22 protein-coding genes and 1 tRNA gene are annotated in these 26,777 nt (G+C 37.3%); 15 read left to right on the plus strand and 8 right to left on the minus strand.

Going from position 1 to position 26,777, the window contains the following annotated elements:
• Positions 1–35 precede the first annotated feature (35 nt).
• Positions 36–1,376: an APC family permease gene (locus EGT49_RS02960; RefSeq protein WP_135371475.1), complete on the minus strand. Its 1,341-nt coding sequence runs from the start codon at positions 1,374–1,376 to the stop codon at positions 36–38.
• 722 nt (positions 1,377–2,098) lie between these two features.
• Here EGT49_RS02960 and EGT49_RS02965 point away from each other — a divergent pair.
• The 6 genes from EGT49_RS02965 to EGT49_RS02990 all read left to right on the plus strand — a co-directional run bounded on the left by EGT49_RS02965 (position 2,099) and on the right by EGT49_RS02990 (position 7,714).
• Positions 2,099–3,097 carry a Gfo/Idh/MocA family protein gene (locus EGT49_RS02965; protein ID WP_135371476.1) on the plus strand — a complete coding sequence of 333 codons (999 nt, stop codon included), beginning with the start codon at positions 2,099–2,101 and terminating at the stop codon, positions 3,095–3,097.
• Position 3,098: 1 nt separating this feature from the next.
• A complete protein-coding gene (locus EGT49_RS02970) occupies positions 3,099–4,301 on the plus strand; it encodes a DEAD/DEAH box helicase (protein WP_135371477.1) in 1,203 nt (400 codons plus the stop codon).
• A gap of 107 nt (positions 4,302–4,408) precedes the next feature.
• Positions 4,409–4,482: transfer RNA gene (locus EGT49_RS02975), tRNA-Arg, on the plus strand.
• Between the two features lie 71 nt (positions 4,483–4,553).
• Complete coding sequence (locus tag EGT49_RS02980; protein ID WP_135371478.1) at positions 4,554–5,054, plus strand: acyl-CoA thioesterase; 501 nt, start codon at positions 4,554–4,556, stop codon at positions 5,052–5,054.
• Positions 5,055–5,133: 79 nt separating this feature from the next.
• Complete coding sequence (locus EGT49_RS02985; RefSeq protein ID WP_135371479.1) at positions 5,134–6,408, plus strand: PTS sugar transporter subunit IIC; 1,275 nt, start codon at positions 5,134–5,136, stop codon at positions 6,406–6,408.
• Between the two features lie 526 nt (positions 6,409–6,934).
• A complete protein-coding gene (locus tag EGT49_RS02990) occupies positions 6,935–7,714 on the plus strand; it encodes a MurR/RpiR family transcriptional regulator (protein WP_135371480.1) in 780 nt (259 codons plus the stop codon).
• 84 nt (positions 7,715–7,798) lie between these two features.
• On the opposite strand, the gene EGT49_RS12605 is transcribed toward EGT49_RS02990, so the two are convergent.
• The 3 genes from EGT49_RS12605 to EGT49_RS03005 form a co-directional block, all read right to left on the minus strand.
• Entirely contained in the window at positions 7,799–9,322 is a 1,524-nt protein-coding gene (locus tag EGT49_RS12605) for an SLAP domain-containing protein (protein WP_135371481.1), read from the minus strand.
• A gap of 113 nt (positions 9,323–9,435) precedes the next feature.
• Complete coding sequence (locus EGT49_RS03000) at positions 9,436–10,605, minus strand: MFS transporter (RefSeq protein WP_135371482.1); 1,170 nt, start codon at positions 10,603–10,605, stop codon at positions 9,436–9,438.
• 57 nt (positions 10,606–10,662) lie between these two features.
• Entirely contained in the window at positions 10,663–11,079 is a 417-nt protein-coding gene (locus EGT49_RS03005) for a MarR family transcriptional regulator (protein WP_135371483.1), read from the minus strand.
• Positions 11,080–11,231: 152 nt separating this feature from the next.
• Between EGT49_RS03005 and EGT49_RS03010 the strand changes: the two genes are divergently transcribed.
• From EGT49_RS03010 to EGT49_RS12845, 5 genes are all read left to right on the plus strand, one after another.
• Positions 11,232–11,681, plus strand: a complete 450-nt coding sequence (locus EGT49_RS03010; RefSeq protein WP_135371484.1) for a DUF3290 domain-containing protein — start codon at positions 11,232–11,234, stop codon at positions 11,679–11,681.
• Positions 11,682–11,689: 8 nt separating this feature from the next.
• Entirely contained in the window at positions 11,690–12,319 is a 630-nt protein-coding gene (locus EGT49_RS03015) for a DUF421 domain-containing protein (protein ID WP_135371485.1), read from the plus strand.
• Between the two features lie 895 nt (positions 12,320–13,214).
• Positions 13,215–14,675: a multicopper oxidase family protein gene (locus EGT49_RS03020; RefSeq protein WP_135371486.1), complete on the plus strand. Its 1,461-nt coding sequence runs from the start codon at positions 13,215–13,217 to the stop codon at positions 14,673–14,675.
• 104 nt (positions 14,676–14,779) lie between these two features.
• Complete coding sequence (locus EGT49_RS03025; protein WP_246013789.1) at positions 14,780–15,274, plus strand: DUF6198 family protein; 495 nt, start codon at positions 14,780–14,782, stop codon at positions 15,272–15,274.
• Positions 15,275–15,279: 5 nt separating this feature from the next.
• A complete protein-coding gene (locus EGT49_RS12845; protein ID WP_484032578.1) occupies positions 15,280–15,420 on the plus strand; it encodes a hypothetical protein in 141 nt (46 codons plus the stop codon).
• Between the two features lie 234 nt (positions 15,421–15,654).
• On the opposite strand, the gene EGT49_RS03030 is transcribed toward EGT49_RS12845, so the two are convergent.
• Positions 15,655–16,848, minus strand: a complete 1,194-nt coding sequence (locus EGT49_RS03030) for a GGDEF domain-containing protein (protein ID WP_135371487.1) — start codon at positions 16,846–16,848, stop codon at positions 15,655–15,657.
• Between the two features lie 443 nt (positions 16,849–17,291).
• Between EGT49_RS03030 and EGT49_RS03035 the strand changes: the two genes are divergently transcribed.
• Entirely contained in the window at positions 17,292–18,656 is a 1,365-nt protein-coding gene (locus EGT49_RS03035) for an FAD-dependent oxidoreductase (RefSeq protein WP_135371488.1), read from the plus strand.
• Between the two features lie 200 nt (positions 18,657–18,856).
• Here the strand turns inward: EGT49_RS03035 and EGT49_RS03040 are convergent, their stop codons facing one another.
• On the minus strand, positions 18,857–19,540 hold the full coding sequence (locus EGT49_RS03040) for an EAL domain-containing protein (protein ID WP_135371489.1): 684 nt from the start codon (positions 19,538–19,540) through the stop codon (positions 18,857–18,859).
• Positions 19,541–19,601: 61 nt separating this feature from the next.
• A complete protein-coding gene (locus EGT49_RS03045; RefSeq protein ID WP_135371490.1) occupies positions 19,602–20,036 on the minus strand; it encodes a GNAT family N-acetyltransferase in 435 nt (144 codons plus the stop codon).
• 198 nt (positions 20,037–20,234) lie between these two features.
• Here EGT49_RS03045 and EGT49_RS03050 point away from each other — a divergent pair, with 198 nt between their 5' ends.
• Both EGT49_RS03050 and EGT49_RS03055 read left to right on the plus strand, forming a co-directional pair.
• The gene (locus EGT49_RS03050; RefSeq protein ID WP_135371491.1) at positions 20,235–21,581 is read left to right on the plus strand and encodes an FAD-dependent oxidoreductase; all 1,347 of its coding nucleotides are present in this window, start codon (positions 20,235–20,237) and stop codon (positions 21,579–21,581) included.
• Positions 21,582–22,381: 800 nt separating this feature from the next.
• Complete coding sequence (locus EGT49_RS03055) at positions 22,382–23,590, plus strand: GGDEF domain-containing protein (protein ID WP_135371492.1); 1,209 nt, start codon at positions 22,382–22,384, stop codon at positions 23,588–23,590.
• A gap of 550 nt (positions 23,591–24,140) precedes the next feature.
• Here the strand turns inward: EGT49_RS03055 and fba are convergent.
• On the minus strand, positions 24,141–25,013 hold the full coding sequence (gene fba, locus EGT49_RS03060) for a class II fructose-1,6-bisphosphate aldolase (protein WP_135371493.1): 873 nt from the start codon (positions 25,011–25,013) through the stop codon (positions 24,141–24,143).
• A gap of 403 nt (positions 25,014–25,416) precedes the next feature.
• On the opposite strand from fba, the gene wecB reads away from it, so the two are divergent.
• Positions 25,417–26,559: a non-hydrolyzing UDP-N-acetylglucosamine 2-epimerase gene (wecB, locus tag EGT49_RS03065; protein ID WP_135371494.1), complete on the plus strand. Its 1,143-nt coding sequence runs from the start codon at positions 25,417–25,419 to the stop codon at positions 26,557–26,559.
• Positions 26,560–26,777 lie beyond the last annotated feature (218 nt).

Genomic DNA, 26,777 nt, shown 5'->3' on the forward strand with positions numbered 1-26,777 from the left:
ACCAAAAGTATAACCTCAAATAAAAAAAGCCGCCATCATAGCGACTTCTTTTTGTTCAAATAGTGAATATAGTAAACAGGTAAACCAAGCAATGTAATACCAATTCCCATGAAAGCTAATCCGGGTTGCCGGAAAAGTGTGGAAATGATGATATAAGCTCCACCAATCAAAGCAATAATTGGTGGAATCGGATAAAAGTTGATCTTGTAAGGACGTGTTAGTTGGGGTTCTTTCTTTCGTAAAATGAAAACTCCCACAAACATCATCATCGAGAAAATCCACATGACGAAGACTAACATGTCAGTTAAATAATCAAAACTACCCATGAAAATCATTACGATAGCAATGATAGTTTGCACTAAACCAGCATTTGCTGGCACACGAGTATTTTTAGTTAATTTGGAGAAGAACTTAGAAAAGACGATATCGTCGTCTGCTCCTAAAACGTAAGTGACACGTGCACCAGTCATCGTATAACCGTTGACAGAACCGAAAACGGAAATCAGAATACCAATTGTCACAATTTTTCCACCGATCTCACCGAAAATTCTGATAGCAGATTCGGAAGCGGCGTTTTGATTACCAGGAATCAAGTTGAATGGTAATTCTTTGATGAAGACAAAACTGATCAAAACGTAAATCAAAGTGATAGCGAACAAGCCAATGATGATTGATTTAGCCAAATCCTTTTCAGGACGCTTCATTTCACCAGCTAAGCTTCCGACATTCATCCAACCGTCAAAGGCAAACATTGTAGCTAACAGGCCACCACCAAGGGATGACCAAAAACTTGCGTGACTTCCAGCAGTAACAGGAAAGAGTGAAACTGGATTACTAGACTTAGTAAAAATCCCCACGATAATGATCAAGACAATTGGAATCAACTTAGCAATCAGTGAGATGGTTTGAATGCCACCACCAACTTTGGCTCCGAGCAGATTTACTAAGTAGAGGAAAACCGCTAAAGAAATTGCAATTGGAATTTGCCAAACTTTATCAATATTACAAAGGTTCATTACTTGCGTTGCAAAAATAATTGATAATGCTGAGATTCCTGCTGGGTAGTAAATAACTGATTGTGCCCAAGCAAGAAGAAAAGCAGGTATTTTACCGTAGATATACTCAATATATTTATAAATACCACCGGCTACCGGAATCGCTGAAGCAAGTTCTGCAATTGTCAGCCCGGCATTGATCGTAATAAAACCGGCTAGTAACCAAACGAGGATGGTTAAACTAGCACTACCAGTTGCGGCGGTAACACTAGAGATCTTGAAGAAGACTCCACCACCAATAACTAGTCCCATTACAGTCGACAGTGCTGAAAAGAACCCGAGGTCCCGTTTCAGACTAAATTTTTCTGTTTCTGAATCCATAAGGCAAAATTACCCCTCTCAAAAAGGTTCTTTCTTTTGTTTTATTGGTGTAATATGCCGTCCTCCATAGCAAAGCCGATTTTGGCTGGAACGATGTGGGCACGACTTGAAGCCTTTTTCAAAACCGGAAAAAGTCTCCAAGCTCGGCCTTATTCTAAGCAATAAATTGCTAAGAATAATTTCACATCTGAGCCAAATCGGCTTTGCTATTCCGGACTAAATAACATTTCTATGTATTATTTGTTTTCCATTCAAGTAGGAATTTGTGCTCTATTTTGAAGTAGTAAGGGAATCTCAAATTAATTTACTTATTCTATCTTTTAAGTACTAAATGTATTTAAAACAATAGCGAGCACTATTCAATCTCGAATTAATTTGAATAAAAAATAAGAGGTGTTATATAGTCGGGAGTGACAGCTTTGTGGATGCTCAGCCGTGAAATTCTTGTTAGTGCTTTAGCACTTACAAGAAGGCCAAGCTTGGAGACAATTCCCGCTTTTGGAATTGGCTTCAAGTTGTGCCCACCGCGTTCCAGCGTCCACAAAGCCGAACGGACGACGGCAATGTAACACTACCTAAACTAAAGAACGACCACTAGCCACTCAAAAGAAAGACCTTTAAAATAGCCTAAGTTTCGATTATATAACATATTGATAGATTCTTGGGAGTTTTTTGGTAGTAATTACGCTTACATAAAAGTAAAATTAGTGTGAGGTGATTTTATGATTAAATTAGGAATAATTGGAACGAATTGGATCACAGAACAGTTTGTCAATGCATGCGATATCACAAAATCTTTTGAATTAACACATGTTTATTCAAGAACGACACAAAAAGCTCAACAATTTATTGATGATTTAAAGAAGACAGAAATCAGAGTCAGCACTGATTTGAACGAATTCTTCAAGAGTGACGACTTTGATACAGTTTATATTGCTTCCCCAAATGGCTTGCACTTTGGACAGGCAAAATTGGCCTTGGAAAATGGCAAGAATGTTATTGTGGAAAAGCCTAGCACGTCAACGGTTAGAGAATTTACTATTTTGGATGACTTGGCACATGAGAATAAGTTGTTCTTATTTGAAGCTGCCAGACACATTCACGAACCGATTTTCAAAAAGATTCAAGAATATGTGGACGACAATCGCTCAGAATTAAGTGGAGCTACGATTTCATACATGAAGTATTCTAGTCGCTACGATGCTTTCAAAGCGGGTAAATTGCCTAATATTTTCAACCCTAAGTTTTCCGGAGGAGCCTTGTATGATTTGGGTGTCTACACGATTTATGATGCAGTCGTCTTGTTTGGACAACCGGACAAGGTCGGCTATACTCCTGAAGTTTTGTCCTCTGGTATCGACGGCTCAGGTAGTCTGACTTTGAAGTATCCTGACTTTGACGTCAATATGTTGATTGGTAAGACGAAGAATTCTTATCTACAATCTGAAATCTACTTTAATAAGAAAACTTTATTGATGGATAGCGGCGGAGATATCACGCATATTAAGTTGGCAGATGAAAATAAGAATATCACTACGATTCCAACCCAAAAGTCTGACAATCCGATGGATTCTGAAGCTAGTGAATTTGCCAGAATAATTAATGAAAATGATCAAGAAACTTATGAAAAACTCTTGAAGTACGCTAGAATTGTAAATAGAATTCTAGAACAGGCCAGAACGAGTGCAGGACTTGTTTTCGGCGCAGATGAGGAAAAATAAAGTGGAAATACCAAAATTATATCAAGCTTACTTTAAGCAAAATCAATTTACAGCTCTAACAAAGATTCAAGAAGCAGTTTACCTACCATTTAAAGAGGGACGTGACTTTGTGGCCATGGCACCAACTGGTTCGGGTAAGACGTTAGCTTTTGTGATGCCAATGTTAGAAACCTTAGTTCCAAAAGATGGTTTACAAATTTTAATTTTAGAACCTTCTCAAGAATTAGCGATGCAAGTTCGTGACGTGATCCAACCGTTAGCAAAACTTGTTGATTGCAAGGTTCAAGCTATTACTGGTGGAGCTAACCCCCAACGTCAATTGAAGAAGTTAAAAGAAAAACCCGAGATCATTGTGGCAACTTTGGGCCGTTTGAACGAATTGACACAAGCTCGTAAGATCAAACTGGGTAATGTCAATTCTGTGATTGTTGATGAAGCGGATGAAATGTTGAATGAAACAAAACTTGAACCGGTTCGTCAAACGATTGCCCAAATGCCAGCTGATGTGCAGATGACTTTCTTCTCCGCTACTGGGGTTGAGACGTTCAAGGATATGCACAAGTGGTTTGGCCAAGACTTTGAGATTATTGACCAAAGAAATGATACGACTTACACGGCAGGAATTAAGCACTATTTTATTGATGCTAATAGTGATTTTGTTAAAAACGCTTTAGTGCGTGAGTTGGCACATAATAAGAAGTTTCTCGGAATCGTCTTTTTCAATAACTCCAGATCACTGCATAAGACTATCAGTGATTTGAATCATGACAAGACCAATTTTGCGGCTTTGGATAGCAAGATGTCCTCACAACAGCGGAAAAACGCCATCAGTTTGTTTGCCAGCAAGAAAGTTAACTTGTTGTTGACGACTGACGTGGCTGCTCGTGGGATGGATATCAATAATATTACGACAATCGTTAATTATATGATTCCGCGCGACGACAGTGAATACGTTCACCGTGCTGGTCGGACAGGAAGAATGGGTAAGAGCGGTAAGGTAATTACTTTTGGTAACAGTCATGATTTAAAGAACTTACGTGATTTCACTGGATTGGAAATTGGTAAAGTTTACTTGAAGACTGACGGAACTCTTTCGAAGAAACCAGTTAAAAAGATCGTTCCGGCTGCTAAAAAGGATAAACCTAAGGCCAAGAAACGTTTGCGTGACCAAAAGAATAAGGGTAAACACGTTAAGAAAAATTAATGGTTTGAATTAAAAAATCTCTATAAAATTAGACTAAGTCTGATTTATAGAGATTTTTTGCCTTTTCAGCTTATGAGTTAATGTTATAATTCTTATATAGTGTTTTTGGTCCCTTGGCCCAGTTGGATAGAGCAACTGCCTCCTAAGCAGTAGGTCCCCGGTTCGATCCCGGGAGGGATCAGTTGAATAATTATAAAAGTCATTAATGCCTATGCATTTGTGGCTTATTTTTTTACATACGAGGTAAAAATTATGACAACTGTAAAATGTAGTTCTACTTTATCAATTAGTAACCATCGAGTGTTTTCTTCTGACTTGAATGAACACGAAACTGTCTTTGGTGGTAAGACTTTGATGACGATTGACGATAATTCTTCGATTGCGGCGGCCCGGATTGCTCGAAATCAAACGGTGACGGCTTCGGTGGATCAAGTTAACTTTATTTTGCCATTTACATTGCAAGATTCGATGTGTACGGAATCTTATGTCTCGGGTGTTGGTAAGCGTTCAATTGAAGTTTTTACCAAGATTATCGGTGAACACTTGAAGACTGGTGAACGGTTTTTAGGTTTGACTTGTTTTTCGACTTTTGTGGTCACTGACAAAAGTATAGTTTTACCGGAAATTGTGCCGGATTCCAAAGAAGCTCAGTTTGTCTGCAATGGGTACGAATCTCGCCAGCGTGAACGTTTGCAAAAATTATTGGCCCAAGAAAAGTTTAACCAGAATATTAGTCGAGAATTTCCTTGGTAAAAAAATGTCACAGGTATCATTGATAGCCCTTACATAAACATGATATAAATTATGTATACCAAAAAGAGGGGGTTAAGAGATGAAAAGTTTTATTGCTTTTATGGAGAAGCACTTTTTACCAGTCGCTTCAAAAATTGGTAATCAACGTCATTTAATTGCAATCCGTGATGCTTTCGCATACACAATGCCATTAATGATCGTTGGTGCCTTCGCCGTATTGATCAACAATCTACCTATTCCTGGGTTCATTGACTTTATGAACAGTACCTTCAGTCAAAAGATGGGGGATTCATATGTTTGGACTCTATTAGGTGGAAACATTTGGAATGGTTCTTTCGCTATTCTATCTATCTTTATTTCGTTTTTAGTTGCTCACAACTTGGCTAAGTCTTACGGTGTCGATGGAATTTCTGCCGGTATCGTATCATTAGGTTCTTTCTTCGCCGTTGGTGGTGCACAAGGAATGGATTCAGCCGGATTATTCGTGGCTTTGTTAGTCGGTTTACTTTCTACTGAACTATTCAGACGTTTATCTGATGTAGATAAATTTACTATCAAAATGCCTGACGGGGTTCCACCAGCAGTTGCTAAGTCATTTGCTGCCTTACTTCCAGCTATCATCACAATCGCTGTATTTGGTTTCGTGACAATGATTCTAAATGCAATGGGTATCGAAAATGTTGTTACAGCTTTCTACAAGGCTGTTCAAGAACCATTCATGGGTATGGCAAACTCATATCCAACTGCACTATTGATTGCCTTTATCACACCATTCTTGTGGTTCTTTGGTCTTCATGGTGCCAACATGATCGAACCATTTATGCAAACTATCAATGCTCCAGCTATTCAAGCTAATGCTGCTGCATTGAAAGCCGGTAAGGAAATTCCTTACATTGTTAACAAGCCATTTATGGATTCATTCGTTAACATCGGTGGTACTGGTGTAACAATCGGATTAATTATCGCTATTTTTATTGTTGGTAGAAAGAACAAACCTTATATGTCAGTTGCATCCCTAGCAACTGCACCTGGTTTATTCAATATCAACGAACCATTGGCATTCGGACTTCCATTAGTCTTGAATCCAATTCTATTCGTACCATATATTTTAGCTCCAATGGTCTGTGTAAGTATTGCTTACTTCGCTACAGCTAGTGGCTTCATGCCGGCAGCAACAAGTATGCCGCCTTGGGTAACACCGCCAATTATCGGTGGAGTTATCGCCACAGCTAGTTGGCAAGGTGGAGTTATTGCCGCAATCAATATCGCAGTAGCCGCCTTGATCTACGCACCATTCGTTTATATGAGTACAGCTATGGAAATTAATAAAGCTAATAAGGCGCTTGAAGATTAAGCAGAGCGTGTAAGCCAACGGTTAGGAGTCAGCAGATAGCCTAGCTTCACGAATTGCACGCCGCACTTTGCGGGCGATTTGGGAAGCGTAGCTATATGTTGACTCCTGTTGGCTGGAACGCGTTTTAGCTATATTGCCAAGAACCATGGTTCAAACCAAAAAGAACCAACTCTATAACCAAAAAGAAACTACAAAAGAAATCAAAAAAACAAACAATCAAGAGTTAAACAGACATCAAATCAGATGTCCCATAACTCTCCCTAAGCTACAAAAACCGTAGCAAGGGAAAAAGAGGAATACGGTCGACAAAATCGTCGACCCCATAACTCTCCCTAAGCTACAAAAAACATAGCAAGGGAAAGTAAAAAAGGATGACCCCCGATCATCCTTTTTTCTTTTCCTAAAAATGATACAACCAGTGACAAAAATGTCATATTTATCACAAATGCACCGAAATGCTCTTGCTAAGCCAATTCCAAGTAATGTAAGATTGAACTATTAAATCGTTTACAAAGTAGGTAATGGAATGCTTTTTCTAGATCATACGCCAGAGTTGACGGAAACAGATATGATAATTTACCGCGTGATAGTCAAGAACATGAACACCGTCGTATACATGCGAATTCGCGATTTGGCTAACATCACATATTGCAGTACAGCCAGTATTCAGCGTTTTTGCCAAAAATTTGATTGTGCTGGTTGGTCAGAATTCAAAACACGCTTGAAGATATACGTTTCTAATAAACATTTGAGTCAAGAATACCCAACCGATTTAGATAGTGGGGAAATTGTTCGATCGATTATGGAAACCGACACGTCAGATGGACGTAAGAAAATTGATGAGGTCGCTAGAATGCTTTTGACCCGCAAGCAAGTACTTTGGATAGGTGAGGGAACTTCCAAGATACTGGCCGAATTTGGGGCGGTCAACTATTCGAGCTTTGTCAATTTGTCACTCTTGATTCAAAATCCCATTGACAATCCAATCGTTGACTTCGACAACACGGCCGCTGATGAATTGTGTCTGATCGTCTGTTCAGTGTCGGGTGAAAACCACATCATCATTAAATACATTGACAATTTTATTAAACATAAAGTACCAGTCGTGGCCATCACCAATAATGTTACGTCGACGATTGCTAAAATGAGCCAATACACGCTGACTTATTTTGCTACGCAACAAATGATCGAAAGTGATAACGTGACGACTCAGACTCCAGCGATGTTCTTGATTGAAAAATTGATTCGCCGGGCTTCATCGTTGAAACAAGCTAAAAAGCTTGAGAAGCCAAAAAAAGAGCTCTAAATTTGAAACTAAAAAAGAAGTTGTACTAATGAAAATGAAATTCATTAATACAGCTTCTTTTTTTAATTGTGATGGTTATGTTTGTTACTTAATATCTGCTGCTTTAACCCACTCGTTAGTAGCAACACGGTACATTGTTTGACCGTTGATTGAGGCTGTCTTGTCGCTTCTCCAAGCAGTATTCTTAGCTAATCCACGGTTAGTGATCAAATCACCTTTAGCGTTGTAAAGATGAGCATCATTTAGGGTGTTAACGACGGTACTGCCTAGGTTAACTTCTAGTCCGTCAGCTAATTTAACCCATTCGTTTGTTGCAACGCGTAAGTAGACTTCGTTATTAAGTGTCATCTTCTTGTCGGCCTTCCAGTCAGTGTTACCACTAAGTCCACGGTTAGTAATTACTTCGCCGTTTTCGTTGTAAAGATGAACATTCTTGTTAGGAAGGGCATAGAAGACAGTTGAGTAATTTGAAATAGTCTTCTTATTTGTATTTGTGTCTGTTGTTGTGTTTGATGATGAATTGTGGTCATCAGTTGATGGAGTAACGATTGGTGTTTCAGGTTCATTTGTGCCGATTTCATTGTTAGTTGTTACTTTTTGATCGGATAGGTCAGTCGTAATATTAACGTTTTCGGAAACTTTAACGGGATTGTCATCTTTGTCGGTAAATTCCGCACTAGTTACGTTTGAGCCGTCTTTATCGAATGCTAATTTGAGGTAATTCCCACCGGGTTCAGTTTGGAAGGAAACTGAAGCACCTTTAACAACGGGAATACCAGTCTTTCCACGGTTGCCATATTGAGCGAAGGTGGAGTATTTAGAGATAGTATTTTGAATCTCTTCTTTGACTTTACTGAAGTCGGTGTAGCTAGCTTCAGCAGGGATTTCAATGGCACTTAAGTCCTTAGACATCTCAGCAATAACTGATTTTAAAGCTTCAGGATCAGAAGATGTGAATTGAGTTTGCATTGTATTTTCTGCTTGTTTAATTTCGTCAGTCAATGAGTCTTTTGATAAATTAGATTTCAATAAAATGTTGCCGTTTTCGTCTAGGTAATTTGGATCGATTGTGAATTTGCCGTTTTCATCTAGTGTTAAATTGATGGATCTTACGGTCTTATCATCAGTATTGTTTGCAAATGCTACATCATTATTTCCAATGTAAAGTGGATAAGTTCCTGGTTTTGTAAATTGACTTTGAATGTTTGGTAGTGCTACTTTTTCGTCAGTTCCTTTGATAATTCCACTTGGAACATCAAAGGTATAGTTGATAGTTGATTTTGAATCTAAGTAATAAGCAATAAAAGAAATAATTTCGTTACGTTCAGCGTCAGTCGTAGCTTTTTTTGCTTCGTTAGAGTATTCAGTATAGGCATTTTCTAATGTCTTGATTTGAGTGTCAGCTAAATCGTTTACGGAAATCTTGGCTTTAAGTTCTGCTAGTGAAGTCTCTAGTTCTGTTTGAACATCACTTTTGTCTGTTTGTTCCTCACTAGGTGTTGCAACATCCCCGTTTTCATCTGCCAAAACAGTGGTTGCGTTAACTGCAGGAGCAGCTAATGTCATGGCAATAAGTCCTAAAACAATAGGTCCAAAATGTTTTTTCATCTTAAATATCCCCTTTTAATCGTTTACTTACACTTAAAATTCTAGCAAACGTAGGCGACAATATTTGTCGTTTTAGAGGTAATTATGAAAAAAGTTGATAAATTTATATAGAATTATTTGCTAGGATTTGATGTAATAATGTTATTTAATTTCAAATTTATTAATAAAGCTCCTAAAGCAAAGATAGCTCCACCAAATCCAACAAAGTTGAGTCCAAAGTTGCCGACAATCATTGACCCGGCTTCTGAACCTAAGGAGATTCCTAAGTTTGAAGCAATCGGATTAAGCGATGAAGCTAAAGCTACTGCCTGTGGAAAAGATTCTTCAGCGATATTTAAAAAGTGAATCTGAATTGGAGCGTTGATTAAATACATCACTAACCCGATGACTATTAAGTTGATTAATCCAGCATATTTTGCGTGAATCAAGAATGGCAAGGCTAGGAGGATAAAAATTTCGACTGAGTAGACTTTAGGCATAAAGTTCAAGCCACCGTGTTCAGAAATTCGACCGGACAATTGGTTGCTGGCTAGGGATGCTAGACCAAAGACAGCCAGGAACAGACTCAAACTGCCGCTGGAGAAGCCAAGCTTGCCATAGAGGGGTTGGAGGTAAGTGTAGACCACGTAAATAGCGGCGATGGCGAAAAATGGTAGAAAAAAGCCGACGTAGATGCGGGAATCTTTGATCAATTCCAATTGACTCTTCAAGGGGCTGGTGTTTCTTTCCATATCTTTGGGTAATGAAAGCATTAATAAAATTAAAGTTATTACACTGACAAAAGAGATTATGAAAAAAGTCATTCGCCAATCAAAAATTCGACTGATAGCGGTACTGAATGGCACCCCGAAGACTGATGCAATGCTGAATCCGGAGAAAATCCAGGAGACGACGCTGTCTTGTTTGGATCTGGGAGCAATCACGCTGGAAAAAGTCATGGACAAAGAAATTATTGCCCCAGCAACTGACGCGGCAATCACGCGAGAAATAATCAAAACGATGTAGTTAGTCGCAAAACCACTGAGGGTATTTCCTAAAATGAAGATGACTGTCAAAATCATTAAAGTGTAATAACGATTGAAATTGCCTAATAAAGAGGTAATGATTGGGGTACAGATTGCATAAATCAGGCCATAAGCGGTAATTAACAGCCCAACGTTTGCGATTGAAACGTGGTAAGTTTTGGAAATATTGGAGAGCACCCCCATGACGAGAAACTCATTATTTCCTAAAACAAAGGAAAGTAAAACTAAAATAGCTGTTTGAAATTTGTAATTGTGCATAAGTAAAGCTCTTTTCGAATAATTTTGACAAAGAAAAAGAACCCCATGCCGGGATTCTTAGTTAATAGAATTTATCATATCACGTAATTTTTTGAAATCTAGACTGGAAAATAATTCATTTAGTGACCGGTCGACCTCTTGAGCAGCTTCTTTGAAGTGTTCAATACCAGAAGTTGTAATTTGGAGACAAACTTCTTTTTGATTTTCGTCACTGTGATAGCGAATTAAAGGTTTGCAATCTTTTTCTTCCAAACGGACTGCCATACGAGAAACGGCTGCTGAACTGAGCTTGAGGGAATCTTTGATTTCAAGCAAACTAGCTTTAGAGTCGTATTGGTCGTATAAATAGTGTAAGAAGCTAAATTCGACTGGTGAGAGGTCAAACTTTTTGAGAACCTTTTCCAGACGAGTTTGAATGTCGCCTTCAAAATGCTTCATTTCTAACCACGTACAGAGATTTGAGTTATCACTCATTTTTTTCACCACCTAATTGAAGTTAACTTCTAAATATTATGCAGCAGTTTGAATACTTGCGCAAGCAAATTAAATTGGAGGCGCTTTAAGTTAGCAAAGATAGATTTTTTGCTATACTAATCGTAAATAAAAAAATAGTTGAGGGGATATAAATGAGTTTTTATTCGTATGATTATTTAATAGCCCACAATAATGAGCCAAACTTTCTATTTATTATCGGAATTTTAGTTTTGGCAGTGGCGATTTTTGTTACCAGCTACTTGTACTTCAAAAACCGTTCTGACAACAAGTATCGTGATTTATTGATAATTTTTGGGTTGGGTATCTTCCTATTTATAGGAATTAATTACAACAATTATGAACAGAAATTGGATATCAATAATAAAACGAGCCAAACTTTAGAATTGATGCGTTCAGTTGCCAAAGAAAAAAGGGTAACGACTAAGAAGATGTATTCGAATAGTTCGAGTCTAACTGAAGGGATGTTGATCAAAGCTGGTAAAAATATTTATAAGGTCAACTTTGACAGCAATCAGGCCAGTTACACTTTGACAAAAGCCAGCATTATTGATTCAAAGAAAATTCAATACGTTAAAAAATAGGTGGAGATATGGTTTTGTTATATGGAGATTTAACTTTAAAATTTATCATCGGTTTCTTATTCATGGTGTTACAAATTAATTTATTTGGTCGTGGTAACATTGCACCAACCAGTGCGATCGATCAACTGCAAAACTACGTGCTTGGTGGTATTGTCGGTGGGATGATCTATAATTCTAGCATCACGATATTGCAATTTACGTTAGTCTTGTTGATTTGGACCTTGGTGGTCTTTGTCGCTAAGTTTTTGACTAATCACAACAATTTCTTCAAGAAAGTAATCGAAGGCACACCCCAAGTCATCGTGAGAAATGGCAAAATTGACGTCGATTTAGCCTTGCGTAATGGCTTGTCTGCCAATGACTTGTCATTCAAATTGCGCCAAGCGGGGGTCTTAGATGTTAGAAAAGTTAGTCGAGCTGTTTTTGAACGTAACGGTCAACTGACGATTTTACTGAAAAACGAAGACAGCTATAAGTATCCAATTATTTTGGATGGCAAAATTGATATGGAAGAGTTGGCAACTTCGGGACATGATGAAGAATGGATCAATGACCAACTTCAAAAACGTCACATCGACGTATCAGAAGTCTACATGGCTAACTTCATCAACGGAGAGTTAGTAATTTACAAGTACTAAATTTTTTTGGGGGCGGGGGAGTATGCCGCCCTCCACAAAAAACTCAATTGGGACTGGAGAATTTCAGAGCTGAACCCAATTGACTTTTTTTCTTTATCGTTTTGTCTTAATAAGATAATATAGTGTGACCGATATCAATAATATTGGCGTAAAGAGTCTTATTAATTTGCTGCCTGTAACCATAAAATAAATTTCCAATATGGCCATAAACAGAAATACTAATCTTATAATCATATCAATCTTTTTATTCATTTTATCATCTTCCTAAATACGTATTTACTAAGTATGGTGTTAGGAATACTTCCACTCGTTAAAATTAAAGGCAGTGTAAGTCCAAATGAAGGTTAATTCAATTCTTTAAAAATCTGTATGTGAGGTCAAATGCTGAAAATGCCCAATTGTGGGTATTTTCAAAATATATACATTATGAAACCAACATTTATACCTTTTTATTCATTCAGAATTCCTTTCATACACGGCAATATTACTGTTCTAGTGAGATTCTCTTTTTTATTCTTTTGTAAATTAATTAAAATATTGAATCCTTGTAAAGGTATCCAGTCCATCACAGGTTTTGTGCGGAAGACGGCATCTACACGCCACCCAACCAAAAGAACAACCGCTAAATTTCTTAGGCAAACCGAAAAACCATTTTTATTTGTGAATAACTGTACTAAAATGGAAATGTAATAAATTTTGGTGGTGATAATATGGCAGGTGGTTCTAAGGCTTTTTCCGTATTCATGCTAATTTTTTATGCAATTTTATTGTATTTTGTCTTCGCTAATAAAAACATGATAGCGATGTACATGATGGCTATCGGCATGTTTATTGAGGCTTTAGTAAATTGCGTTTGTACGTTTCGATCAAAAACTAAATAGGGTGGCGATTATAAATGGCAGAAACAAAAGTTTACAATGATTATTTTTTTGATGAACCAGTATTTGATTTACACGATGGTGGTTATATTCCACTAGAAAAGGTTGACATTCCAGATCAACCATTGAATATTCCTGCTGCTTTGAAGCCAGACAAAGTAGACGGCAACGATGTTTATTACACAATTACAGCTCAAGCTGGTGAAACACAAATTTTGCCAGGTAAGAAAACTAAGACTTGGGGCTATAGCACTTCTTTACTAGGCCAAACAGTGGTCTTCAAGCAAGGTGTTCACTATCACATTCACCTCGTTAATGAACTACCAGAAGTTACTACTTTCCATTGGCACGGATTAAATGTTACTGGACCAATCGTTGATGGTGGTCCGCATGCGCCAGTTTATCCTGGTGGCAGTCGTGACATTGACTTTACTTTGGATCAACCAGCACAAACTGATTGGCTGCACCCACATCCATGTCCAAATACGGCTCGCCAAGTTTGGAATGGCTTGGCAGCAGCAGTCGTCGTTACAGATGATGAAGAAGCAAAACTTCCATTCCCAAGAAATTATGGTGTCGATGATATTCCGGTCATTTTACAAGACAGAACCTATCACGATAATCAACTCGATTATAAAAAAGATTATGATGTCGATGGGACACTTGGTAAGTACGCACTAGTTAATGGTACGATCAATGGTGTCTTTGATGTTACAACTCAACGCGTTCGTTTGAGAATCTTAAATGGATCCGATCGTCGTGAATGGCGCTTGCATTTTGATGATGATCACGAGTTCACTCAAATTGCTTCTGATGGTGGCACTTTGCCCGAACCAGTTAGATTCACCAAATTGATGTTAACTTGTGCGGAAAGAGCGGAAGTTATCGTTGACTTTGGCGATAAAAAGCCTGGCGACGTAGTAACTTTGATGAGTGATGACACACCTATCATGAAATTCAAGATTGGCAATTACACACGTGAAGACGTCAAACTTCCAGAACATTTGACAACAATTAATGCTCCAGAAGTAACACCTGGACTTCCTGTAACTAAGACTGTCATGTCAGGGATGGATGACCAAGTTAGACTTGATGGTAAACTCTTTGATATGCAAAGAATCGACCGTCGTCAAAAAATTGGTGATACTGTTCTTTGGGATGTAGTTAATACCAACGATATGGATGGCGGAATGATTCATCCGTTCCACATGCATGGCTGCCAATTCTTAGTAATCAGTCGTAATGGCAAAGATGTTTATCCAAATGAACACGGTTGGAAAGATACCGTCGGCGTCAACGCTGGTGAGACTGTCAGAATTGCAGTTCAATTCACTAAGTTTGGTGTTTACATGTATCACTGCCATATTCTTGAACATGAAGATACCGGAATGATGGCCCAAATTGAAGCTTACGATCCTGATCACAAGCATGAGTATCATTTGATCAGTATGGACGAAATGAATCATCCAAAGAAATAGTTTGAATTGACATCGCTTTCAGGTTAAATTAAACTTAAATCTAGTAGTTAGGCAATACCAATTACGTTTGGTATTGTCTTTTTTTGTTCAAGGGAAGGTTTGTCATGGATAGTAAATTTAAAAAGCGCTTAGGGTATTTGATCTTTGCAATTGTTTTGGATGCCTTTGCCAATGCGTTAATGATCGATAGTAATATGGGAAGTGCTGTTTGGACAGCATCCGCAGTTAATATTTCCACGTTGTTACATGCTAGTTACGGAACAACTTTGTTTGTCTATGCGGTTATTGTGACCATCGTCAATCAATTGTTGTTAGGAAAATTTGATACACACATTTTTATCTCGAACTTGCTATTTTCACTACCATTTAGTTATTTAGTAGGATTTTTCAGTGATTTGTTAAATCCATTTCACTTTCCCAACTTACCAATATATTTACGAATTGTCATCGACATCTTAGGTTTGATGCTAATCTCGATTGGGACTTCTATCTATCAACGTTGTAATTTGATTCAACATCCTAATGATGAAATGGCATATTTATTGAGGTTCAAATATTTACATGGTTCAGCTGGCTGGGGTCAGTTAGTCAACCAATAATCATTATGATCGTTTGTTTTGCTTTGACCGGTCGGATTATTTCAGTCGGTATTGGGACAGTTTTGGCGATGTTTTGTCAAGGAATAATCATTGGGATGGCTGATAAAATCGTGGTTCCATCGTTGAAACATCATTATTCATTTTGAAAGAGAAAAAAAGCAAAATTATTAGTTTATTCTATTGCCCTCAAGCGTGACATGGTTTACTATGACATATAGGGACTACCAGATTTAAAAACAACTGATTCCTTCCCGACGGTGAGATTAAGTTCTCACTATTTTTTTGTCTTCAAAAGGAACAAATTAAAAAAGCAGCATCTATTTTCAATATGCGTATAACTGTTCAATAGTCAGTTACGAGTTGAGAATAGGTGCTGCTTTTTATTTATTATCAAATTTTGTTGTTTGGCCTTCGACAGTCATGCTGTTGCGACCAGAATTTTTTGATTGGTATAGGTAACTGTCAACTCGTTCGAAAAGATCTTTGAAACTCTTGTCGGAGTCTTTTAATTGAGTAACGCCAAAGGAGACGTTGACGTCTAACTGTTTGCCATTTAAAAATAACGGTGAATCTGTTAATGAATTCTTTAGATCAACTATGATTGGAGTACATTCTTGGGTAGTCTTACCTCGAAAAATGATGATAAATTCTTCACCACCAAAACGGAAAATTTGCCCTTGGGTGTTCTTCAGAAATAAAGTTCGCTCCATAGTATTGGCAACGTGTCTTAAAACGTTATCACCAGTCGAATGACCAAAAGTATCATTAAACTTTTTAAAGCGGTCGATGTCTAACATCGCAATGGTCAAAGGGACGTTAGTGTTATCATTATAAGTTTGATAAATATCTTTGACGGTTTTGTCAAAACTGGCGCGATTTCTAATTCCAGTTAATTCATCGTAGTTAACGGCAACTTTTAGATGATCATAACCATTGAGAGTTTCCTGCATTTTTCGCTCACAATAACGAATGATTGCCATGTAGATCAAAAAGACTAGAACCATATCGAGAATGCGATAAAATTCGAAATTGTGATCGACCCAAAGCAATAGCCACCAAGAAACTCCATAGATAGCTTGGCAGAGAATGTATTTTCGCGCGTTGTTGATCAATTTATCTTGATTTAGATAAAAGTAAATTGTGACTCCCATTAAAACGAGGTAAGCAATCACGAAATATGGAAACTTGTAACTTTCCAAACGCTGGAAATTGGAGGCTTCATGATAAACAAAGGGCATGACCAGATTGATCATTAAGGTGATACGGTTTCGCATCAAATATAAAGCGTAGAGCATGATGGTCATCTGAGCATTGGCATAGAGCCAACCGTTGTTGATAGAACCATGATTGACTATGTGGAAAGTCTTTTGCAAAATTGCCATCCCTAAAGCTAATCCGAAACCCTCAAGCAAGTGGAAAAAGATTTTGAGATATGTGGATGGGTGACTAACTAAATAACGTTCTAAGCTGTAAGCCAAGATCGTAATCAGTGTGATTAATCCTATCGTGACTAAAGTGATGATCGTAGAATCAATTTTCATGTAATCATCGATGGTATTTTGTATGAAATTCAAGTTTACTTCCTTAATTTTTATTTAAATATCAAATTTAAAGATACCATTTTTGAGAATTATTAGAAAGTGGGAATGGTGGATCGAGTTAACGTAAGATTGAAGAAAAATTAGAATAATCATAGATTTGAATTATAAAAGATGTTATTGTGGGCTTGGAAAGTTCAATTCACTAGTAGAAGAGTTGAAAGATTCAAAAATATATAATTTTTTTCTTCTAATTAGTTTCCATTTAGACCGAATAGTTTTATAGACTGTTTTTTGGCGAAGTTTTATAGATGAGAATTGGGTTTGGTAGTTTTTTTAATAAATTTTGAATTTTATTTCATTATTTATGGTAAATGAGTTTATAATAAATTCATTATAAAGAAATTTATCAATAATATATTCTATTTATCGGATTTTGGTATAAAATATTTATGATATTTGAGAGGGGAAATTAAAGAATGAAAGTAGTAGTAGTAGGCTGTACACATGCGGGAACAGCTGCAGTAGAGCAAATTCTTCAGGAGCACCCAGATACTGAAATAACGGTATACGAGCGTGATGACAATATTTCGTTCTTATCTTGCGGGATTGCTCTATATTTGGGCGGAAAAGTGAAACATTTAGAAGATATGTTCTACGCAAGCCCTAAGGATTTACAAAAATTGGGTGCCAATATCAAGATGAAGCACGACGTTTTGAAAATTGATTCTGAAAATAAGACTATCATGTGTGAAAATATGAAGACACATGAGATTATCAATGACACTTATGACAAATTGATTATGACAACCGGTTCAACAGTTGTTGTACCACCAATTATGGGTATTTCTGATTCCAGAATTTTGATGTGTAAAAACTACGCTCAAGCTCAAGCAATTTATGAAACAGCTAAAAATCATAAAAAAATTACCATTGTCGGTGGTGGTTACATCGGAGTTGAATTAGCCGAGAGTTATGCTAATACTGATCATGAAGTAACTTTGATTCAATCACACGACCAAATTCTTAACCACTATATTGATAAAGATATGTCGGATAAAGTAGTCGATCTTCTTCACGAACATGGCGTGAAAGTTTATTTGAATCAGCGAGTAACTGGTTTTGACCGTGACGATAAGAAAGATAAGGTTTTGATCGAAACTAATAAAGAGGATCATGAAGCGGACTTGGTAATTGTCTGCACGGGATTCATTGCCAATACGGATCTTTTGCGTGGACAAGTTAAGATGGATAAGCACGGTGCCATCATTATTAACGAGTATACGCAAACTTCTAATCCAGATATTTATGCGGAGGGGGATGCTTGTACGGTTTACTTCAATCCTTCACATGAGCACGCCTATATGCCATTAGCAACTAACGCTATTAGACAGGGTGCTTTGGCTGGAAAAAATGTTTTCGGCAATATTCAAAAGTATATGGGTACTCAAGCTACTTCGGCGATGGAATTGTTTGGTTATACGGTTGCTTCCACTGGTTTGACATTGCAACATGCTTTAGAGCATGGGATGAATGCCGATGTGGTTGAATTCCATGATAATTATCGTCCAGCTTATATGCCTACAACGGCGATGTTGACGATTCGTCTAGTTTACGATAAAGACACACGTTTAATTCTTGGTGGTCAATTATTCAGTAAACATGAGGTAGCTCAATCTGCTAATACTTTATCGGTATGTATTCAAAATAAGAATACAATTGATGAGTTGGCCTTTATGGATATGTTGTTCCAACCTAATTATGATAATCCGTTTAACTACTTGAACTTGGTTGCTCAGATGGCTGTGGCTAAGGAACGTCAGGAATTAAGTGAGAAGAAATAAAAAAGAAGCTGTATTAATGAAGGTTTTCATTAATAGGGCTTCTTTTTTTGAATAACCATGGTTCTATGCGATATAGCTAAAACGCGTTCCAGCCAACAGGAGTCAACATATAGCTACGCTTCCCAAATCACCCGCAAAGTACGGCGGGTAATTCGTGAAGCTAGGCTATCTGCTGACTCCTAACCGTTGGCTTCCACGCTCTAAAATTCGTCATCATCAGCTTTTAACTTTAACAGTCTTGGTTTGCCGTAATAATAGCCTTGTCTTAGGTTTATTCCTAATTTGTCGGCTAATTTGTCGTCTTTTTCGTCTTCGATTCCTTCTAGGATGAAGCGCATGTTTTCTTTTTCACAGATGTCTCTCCAGAAAATTACTTTACTTTCGATATCTGGGTCGCGTAATTTCTCACCAAAGTTTTGAATGGCAAATTTTATTTCTGCAGCTAGGGGAATCATGTTTTTGATCTGGTCTAGTTGATTGACGCCGGTTCCACAATCATCGAGGCTGAAATCCATTCCGTAGTCGATAAATTCTTTAATTAAGGAAATATATTCTTCGTTGGACCAATTTTGTGCAGGTGTGTCTTCGGTTAACTCAACGACTAATCTCAATGGACGAAGAATTTTTTGAGCTTCCAAAATGGCTGCTCGGACTTCTTTATCCATCAACTGGTTGCGATTGATATTAACAGAAACGGAACCGATTTTTAAAGATAAGATTTTGGTTGTGGCAATTAGAACTTCTGCCATAGTGTGAGAAGGAACTTCTGAGAAGTTTAGTGGAGGACGCCAGCCCTCTGGTTTCTTTTCTTTCATCAATAGCTCGTAGCCAATTAATGAATTATTTACTGTGTCAAGCTGCGGTTGAATAAAATATCTGTACATATTTTGCTCCTTTGTAAATCCAATAATCCCTCAATTGATAATACAATCCACTTAAATAGTACTACAAGCTCATCTTCATGTCATGATGAAGTATTCCGGCTTCACGATATTGGTCACCGACGACTTTAAAGCCAAGTTGTTGGTAAAATTTTTGGGCATGATCTTGCGCACCTAAAATGACGTAATCGAAGTGTTTTTCTTTTGCAAATTTGAAAATAAAATCTAAGAGTTTCGACCCTAACCGTTGATGGCGAAATTCTTTTAAAACGGCGACTCGTTGAATGTGAATACCATTGTCGTCGGTGACTTGAAATCTTGCAGTTGCGGCAGGTTTATCATTTGAATATAACGTGAAATAAGTACATTTAGCCTCGTCGTTGTCGATCTCAATATTTTTATCGACGTGTTGTTCTTTGACGAAGACGGTTTCACGAATGTTTAAACTATCTTTATAAATATCAGAATTTATATCATCAGAATATTTTATTTTGTCCATAAACTACCTACCAAATTAAAAAAGTCAATACACTTGTTATTATATTACAAATCACGCATATATTATGGTCGATAATTGAAATTTAAAAATTCCATTTATAGGATATTAAAAAATAAATTCATTGATATAATATAACTAAGTGTTTTTTTAAGCATAATACCAAAATATTTTACTGGGTACTGTAGAGGAGGAACCGACTTGAAAGTTATAGTTGTCGGATGTACACACGCTGGAACGGCTGCAGTGGAACAAATATTAAAAAAACATCCAGATACAGAAGTGACTGTATATGAACGTGATGATAATATTGCCTTTCTATCTTGCGGAATAGCGCTTTATTTAGGAAGGATCGTCAATCGACTTGAGGATATGTTCTATGCTGATCCAACCACGCTGGAAGGATATGGAGCTAAGGTTTTCATGAAGCATAATGTTATGAAGATCGACTCTAAAAATAAAAAAATTCGAGTTCAAGATTTAGCCACACAAGAAATTTTTGAAGATAGTTACGATAAGCTCATTATGACGACTGGTTCGGAAGTTGGGGTCCCACCAATTGGCGGTATGGACAATCCAAGAGTTTTGTTGTGTAAGAGTTATGCACAAGCTAAGAAAATTTATGAATCTGCACTCGACTATCCAAGTATCGCTATCGTTGGTGCTGGTTATGTCGGAGTTGAATTAGCTGAAAGTTACGCTAATACAGTTCATGAAGTAACGCTGATCCAATCACGAGAAACGATTTTGAATAATTACGTTGACGAGCCACTGTCAGAAACAATTATTCAAAAGTTAAAAGAACATGATGTCAAAGTTCAATTAGGTGAGCGAGTTGCCGAAATCGATGATGGAGAACAATTAACGATCAAGACCAAAGCTGGTCATGCGTTTAAAGCCGACTTGGTCATCGTCTGCACAGGCTTCTTTGCCAATACTGATTTGCTAAGAGGTCAGGTTCAAATGGATGGTTACGGAGCAATTTTAGTTAATGACTATATGCAAACATCCGATCCTGATATTTATGCCGCCGGAGATTCTACCGCTGTTAAATTCAATCCGACTGGTGAAATGAAGTATATTCCTTTAGCTTCGAGTGCGGTTAGACAAGGTACTTTGGCAGGGATGAATATCTTTGGGAAAGTCCGTAAGTATATGGGTACACAAGCTACTACTGCTATGGGTATCTTCGGTTATACTTTAGCCGAAACTGGATTGACGTTGAAAAAAGCCTTGGCCAATGGGTTAAATGCTGATTGTGTCACTTACCACGACTACTATCGTCCAGAGTATATGCCAACGACCGAAATGTTGACGATTTATTTGATTTACGATAAGGATACTAGAAAAGTTCTAGGGGCTCAGCTCTTCAGCAAACACGAAGTAGCCCAGTCAGCAAATGCTATTTCGATTTGTATTCAAAATGAGAATACGATTGACGATTTGGCATATGTTGATATGCTATTCCAACCAAATTATGATAATCCATTTAATTATTTGAATTTGGTTGCTCAGATGGCGATTGATAAAGAAGATAATGAGAAATAAAATATAGAATTTGTTCTATTGGGTGGTAGTTAAGTATGCCATCCTCCACAAAAAACTCGATTTGGGACTGGAACGTGGTGGGCACGACTTGAAACTACCGCAAAGTACGCGGCATTTCCAAGCTCGGCCTTATTCTAAGCAATAAATTGCTAAGAATAATTTCACCACTGAGCCCAAATCGAGTTTTTTGTTCCGGATTAAATTGTGGCTCTATAAGTTATTTTCTTCTAATGCTACAGAAATAACTGTCACGCATTTTGATTTTCGTATGATGATTTAAAAAAAATAAATAATAATGTAATTAAAAAAGTTGTGCTAATAGAAAGTATTCTACTAGTACAACTTTTTTTTGCCCAGGGATAAGGAATGAGCAGTTATTATCTAAAATTAACAAGTTTATTCAGACTATATAAAAATTACGCACGAACTTAAAATAGAGGGGTATCCATTCTAAGACTCATAGGAAAAACTGCAAAAAAGAAGGATCTAGTCTGGAGCAACAGCTCTGGGAAACGCTCAGCCGTGAAATTTCACTTAACGCTTTAGCGTTTAGTGAAAGACCAATCTTGGAGACAATTTTCGGGCTTAAAAATTGGCTTCAAGTTGTGTCCACCGCGTTCCAGCGTTTCCCAGAGCTGTTGCGGAAGACGGCATCTTAACCACCACCCAAACAAAAGAACAACAACTATCAAAAATAACTCTTATTCAAACCAGTTATATTTACTAAACGAATATTTAATAGTACTTCTAACAATGCTAAACTGAACTAAGGAATTCTAAAAGTAAGTGGGGATAGATTCTTGGGTAATTTAGCAGAAATAGTCCGGATTTGTTTCAGTACTAATGCGCTTATGACCGGGTTTGTCACGATAGGCTTAATTACGATCATAACCTACATCGCGTTTATGCTGGAACGAAAAGTTAGTGAATCGTCACCGTTTTGGCAAAAGGGTTCAATTAACGTTGCAGAAATAGTTTTACTATTAGTTGCCGTTTTGATCATCAATTTAGTTTTTCGAAGTTTGACTAATGGAACCAAAGTTGAACTGGGAGGATTGTTGGCAAATGCGGAATTGACGATTCTGTTTTATGGTTTATTTATTTTTAATAACCGATTGATCGTTTTAATGAATATTTTGTTGCCATTTTTTTATCACCCGTCGTTTGATATTGCTCGAATGATGGGGCCTAATTGGTGGTTGTTCATCATTGCTTATTTGATTTTAGTAATCGTGATCGATTATTTATATGGTCACAAAGATGAACTGATTGTCTATAATTATCGGTATTTGTCATCACAGTTGCTGTTTGGAATCTGTTGGTGGACAATTTTGTGGATTGATTACCGTTTCCCAATTGCTGATATTATTGGGATGTTGATCTTGTTTGAAATTTACATGCTGGTTGTACGAATTATTGAACAGAAAATGAGTACTTACATGCATGCTTATACCGATTTGGAAGTTAAAGTTAACTATGATGCTTTGACCGGCGTCAGAAATCGAGCCAATTTCAATAAAGTTTCCAAAGATGAGTTTGAAAAATTTGCTGATAATTCTAAGCCAATGGCAATCTTGATGTTTGATATCGATCACTTCAAGGAATTTAACGACCATTATGGACATGAGATCGGTGATGAAGTCTTGCGTCACGTTTCCCATATCGTTGAGCGAGAACTGCATGTTGGCAAAACTAATGGCTTGCTTTTCCGCTATGGTGGGGAAGAGTTCATTATTTTATTACCAAACAAAGATGTCGACCAGGCTAGTCAGATAATTAACCGAATTGATCGAACTTTGAAGGATATGCCACTCTTTATTCAAGGAAATCGATTAGATGTCACACTTTGTTTTGGTGTCACGCAACAGAGAATTGATGATCAATCATTTGAAGATATCTTCAAACGAGTTGATGAATATTTGTACGAATCAAAACGTAATGGTAGAAATAAAATGACTATTGAAGGCGAGACCTTAAATTATGGTCAAGTCATCAAAAAAAGCAGTTAGGCGGGGAACCTAACTGCTCTTTTTATGTACAGTTGATTGTCGATAGGAGTTGAAATTAATAAGAGTTATCGGATGATGGGTATCTGACAACTTGGGGAGATCAATTTGGTCTGGGAGTTAAATTCTTGGGCAAATTTAAGAAATGAGTGCTCCTATCTAGTAATTGGGAGTTACAGCAATCAACTAAGTATCTAGAATAAGCATCTAGTCATAGATTGGTATATTTGTTCTTTCTATACGGGAGGCGATCGGTAGACTTAAAACCTATTCCAGATTTTAAAGTTACTATATCAAAGCCCCTCCTTTCTATGTTAGCGCTTTCTTTATTTGGTACAAACACAGTGTAGCAGAAACTTGTGAATACTACAATATATAAGTCTGTCTATATCCGATTGGAATATAGCTAAGTGATTGGTAGACAAGGAGTATAGCACTATTTTATTTTTAATTTTGTCATTAATTATTAAAATATAAATTTCACAAGTGAAAAAGAGCACAAAAAAAACGAGAACCAATGTCCTCGTTTTTTGAATTTAATTTTTCAATTAAATTAAGCGTTGATTGATGGAGTACCAAACCACTTGATACGTTCGATTGTTGTATCAGTGATAGCCTTTGCACCAGGTGCAAGCAATTTACGTGGGTCATAACCCTTTTCGTCAACATCCAAGTCTTTCTTAGCTTCGATGTATTCACGTGTTGCTTTAGCGAATGCAAGTTGCAATTCAGTATTAACGTTAACCTTTGAGATACCCATTGAAACAGCCTTGATGATTTGTTCCTTAGGAATACCTGAACCACCATGCAATACAAGTGGTGTGTCGATAACGTCAGCTAATTCCTTAAGACGGTCAAAGCTTAGACCCTTCCAGTTTTCTGGGTAAACACCGTGGATGTTACCAATACCAACAGCTAGGTAGTCAACACCAGTAGCAGCAAGTGTCTTAGCTTCTTCAACATCAGCAAGTTCACCTAAACCAACGATACCATCTTCAGTACCACCGATTGAACCAACTTCAGCTTCAACAGACATGTTCTTAGCATGAGCTAACTTAACGATTTCCTTTGTCTTTTCAAGATTTTCTTCGAAAGGTAGGTCATGTCCATCGAACATAACTGAGTTATATCCAACTTCGATACATTCCTTAGCAGCTTCATAGTTACCATGATCCAAGTGCATAACAACTGGAACTGTGATACCCATGTTCTTGATTGTGTCTTGTACTAGGTGTAGACATAGTTCGTATCCACCCATGTACTTAGCAGCACCCATTGATGTTTGAACCAAGATAGGTGTTTGTGTTTCTTGGGCAGCAGCCAAAATTGAGCGTGTCCATTCCAAGTCGTTGATGTTGAATGCACCAACAGCATACTTGCCTTTACGGGCGTTATTGAAAATTTCGTTACCGTTTGTTAAAACCATCGATAAACCTCCATAAAAATTCATTTTCGAATACATTGATAATTCTAACTCAAAACGAGAAAAATTAATACTTTTTTTAACAAAGTATTTCTGTAAACCACCTATCTGAGATGAAAATAGATGTAAAACGCTATCATATAAAGGATTATTAAGACTAGAAAAATAAGCCACCAATATTTTTTACTGCTGGATTTGATAAATGTATTATAAATTGCGATTACCAGAAAAAAGGCAATCAAAGCCGTTAAGATACTTAAAATTATTAAAATTGGAAAATTGATCATCATAGTTATATTATACGCAAAAGCTTTCAGAAAATGACAGTTAATTAAGCATTTGCGGCTGCCTATATTAATAAAGTCATTTTTGGTATACTGTAAGTAATTTTATTGAGGTGATAATTTTGGACAAAATTAAAGTTATGACAGTCTTTGGTACTAGACCAGAAGCTATTAAAATGGCTCCTTTAGTATTGAAGTTAAAACAAAATAGCGACCGTTTCGAAACAATAACAGTAGTCACAGCCCAACATCGTGAGATGCTCGATTCTGTTTTGGAGATCTTCAAGATCAAACCTGATTATGATTTAAATATCATGAAAGAACGCCAAACATTGAGTGGCATCACTGGTTTAGTTCTTAAAGAATTAGATAGTATCATTGAAAAAGAAAAACCTGACATCGTTTTAGTACACGGTGACACAACAACAACTTTCAGTGCCGCACTATCAGCTTTCTACCATCAAACACGTATTGGACACGTCGAAGCTGGACTTAGAACTTGGAATAAGTATTCACCATGGCCAGAAGAAATGAACCGTCAAATGACCGATGATTTGACTGACCTATACTTTGCACCAACAGATGAAAGTAAAGCTAATTTGTTAAAGGAAAATCATCATGGTGAAAATATCTTTGTAACTGGTAACACAGCCATTGATGCTTTGAGAAGTACCGTACATCAAGATTATCACCACGATATCTTAGATGTGATCGATCCTAATAAGAAGATGATCTTGATCACGATGCACCGTCGTGAAAATCAAGGTGAACCAATGAAACAAGTTTTCCGTGCCATGAGAAAAGTTGTTGCTAAACATGACGACATTGAATTAGTTTACCCAGTTCACTTGAATCCAGTAGTTCAAGAAACTGCAAAAGAGATTCTTGGCGGAGTAGACCGCATCCACTTGATCGAACCACTAGACGTAGTCGACTTCCATAATCTAGCTTCCAGAAGTTACTTCATCATGACCGATTCCGGTGGTGTTCAAGAAGAAGCTCCATCATTAGGCAAGCCTGTACTAGTTTTACGTGACACAACGGAACGTCCTGAAGGTGTTGAAGCTGGAACTTTGAAACTAGTCGGAACAGATGCCGAAGTAGTTGAAAAAGAAATGACTCGTTTGATCACGGACAAAGCTGAATACGATCGTATGGCAAACGCTAAGAATCCATACGGAGATGGAAAAGCTTCCGAAAGAATTCTCGATGCGATGAGTTATTACTTCAAACAAACAACTCAAAGACCAGAAGAATTTAAATAGTTCTTTTGGGGGTGGTGTGAAGTATGCCGTCCTCCGCAACAAACTCGATTTTGGGCTGGAACGTGGTGGGCCGACTTGGAGCCAATTTCAAAAATCGGAAATTGTCTTCAAGCTCGACCTTATTCTAAGCAATAAATTGCTAAGAATAATTTCACCACTGAGCCCAAATCGAGTTTGTTGCTCCGGACTGAATAACGGATCTATCTTTTATTTCTTTC

Source organism: Companilactobacillus suantsaicola (assembly GCF_004745525.1).
Classification (GTDB): Bacteria; Bacillota; Bacilli; order Lactobacillales; family Lactobacillaceae; genus Companilactobacillus; species Companilactobacillus suantsaicola.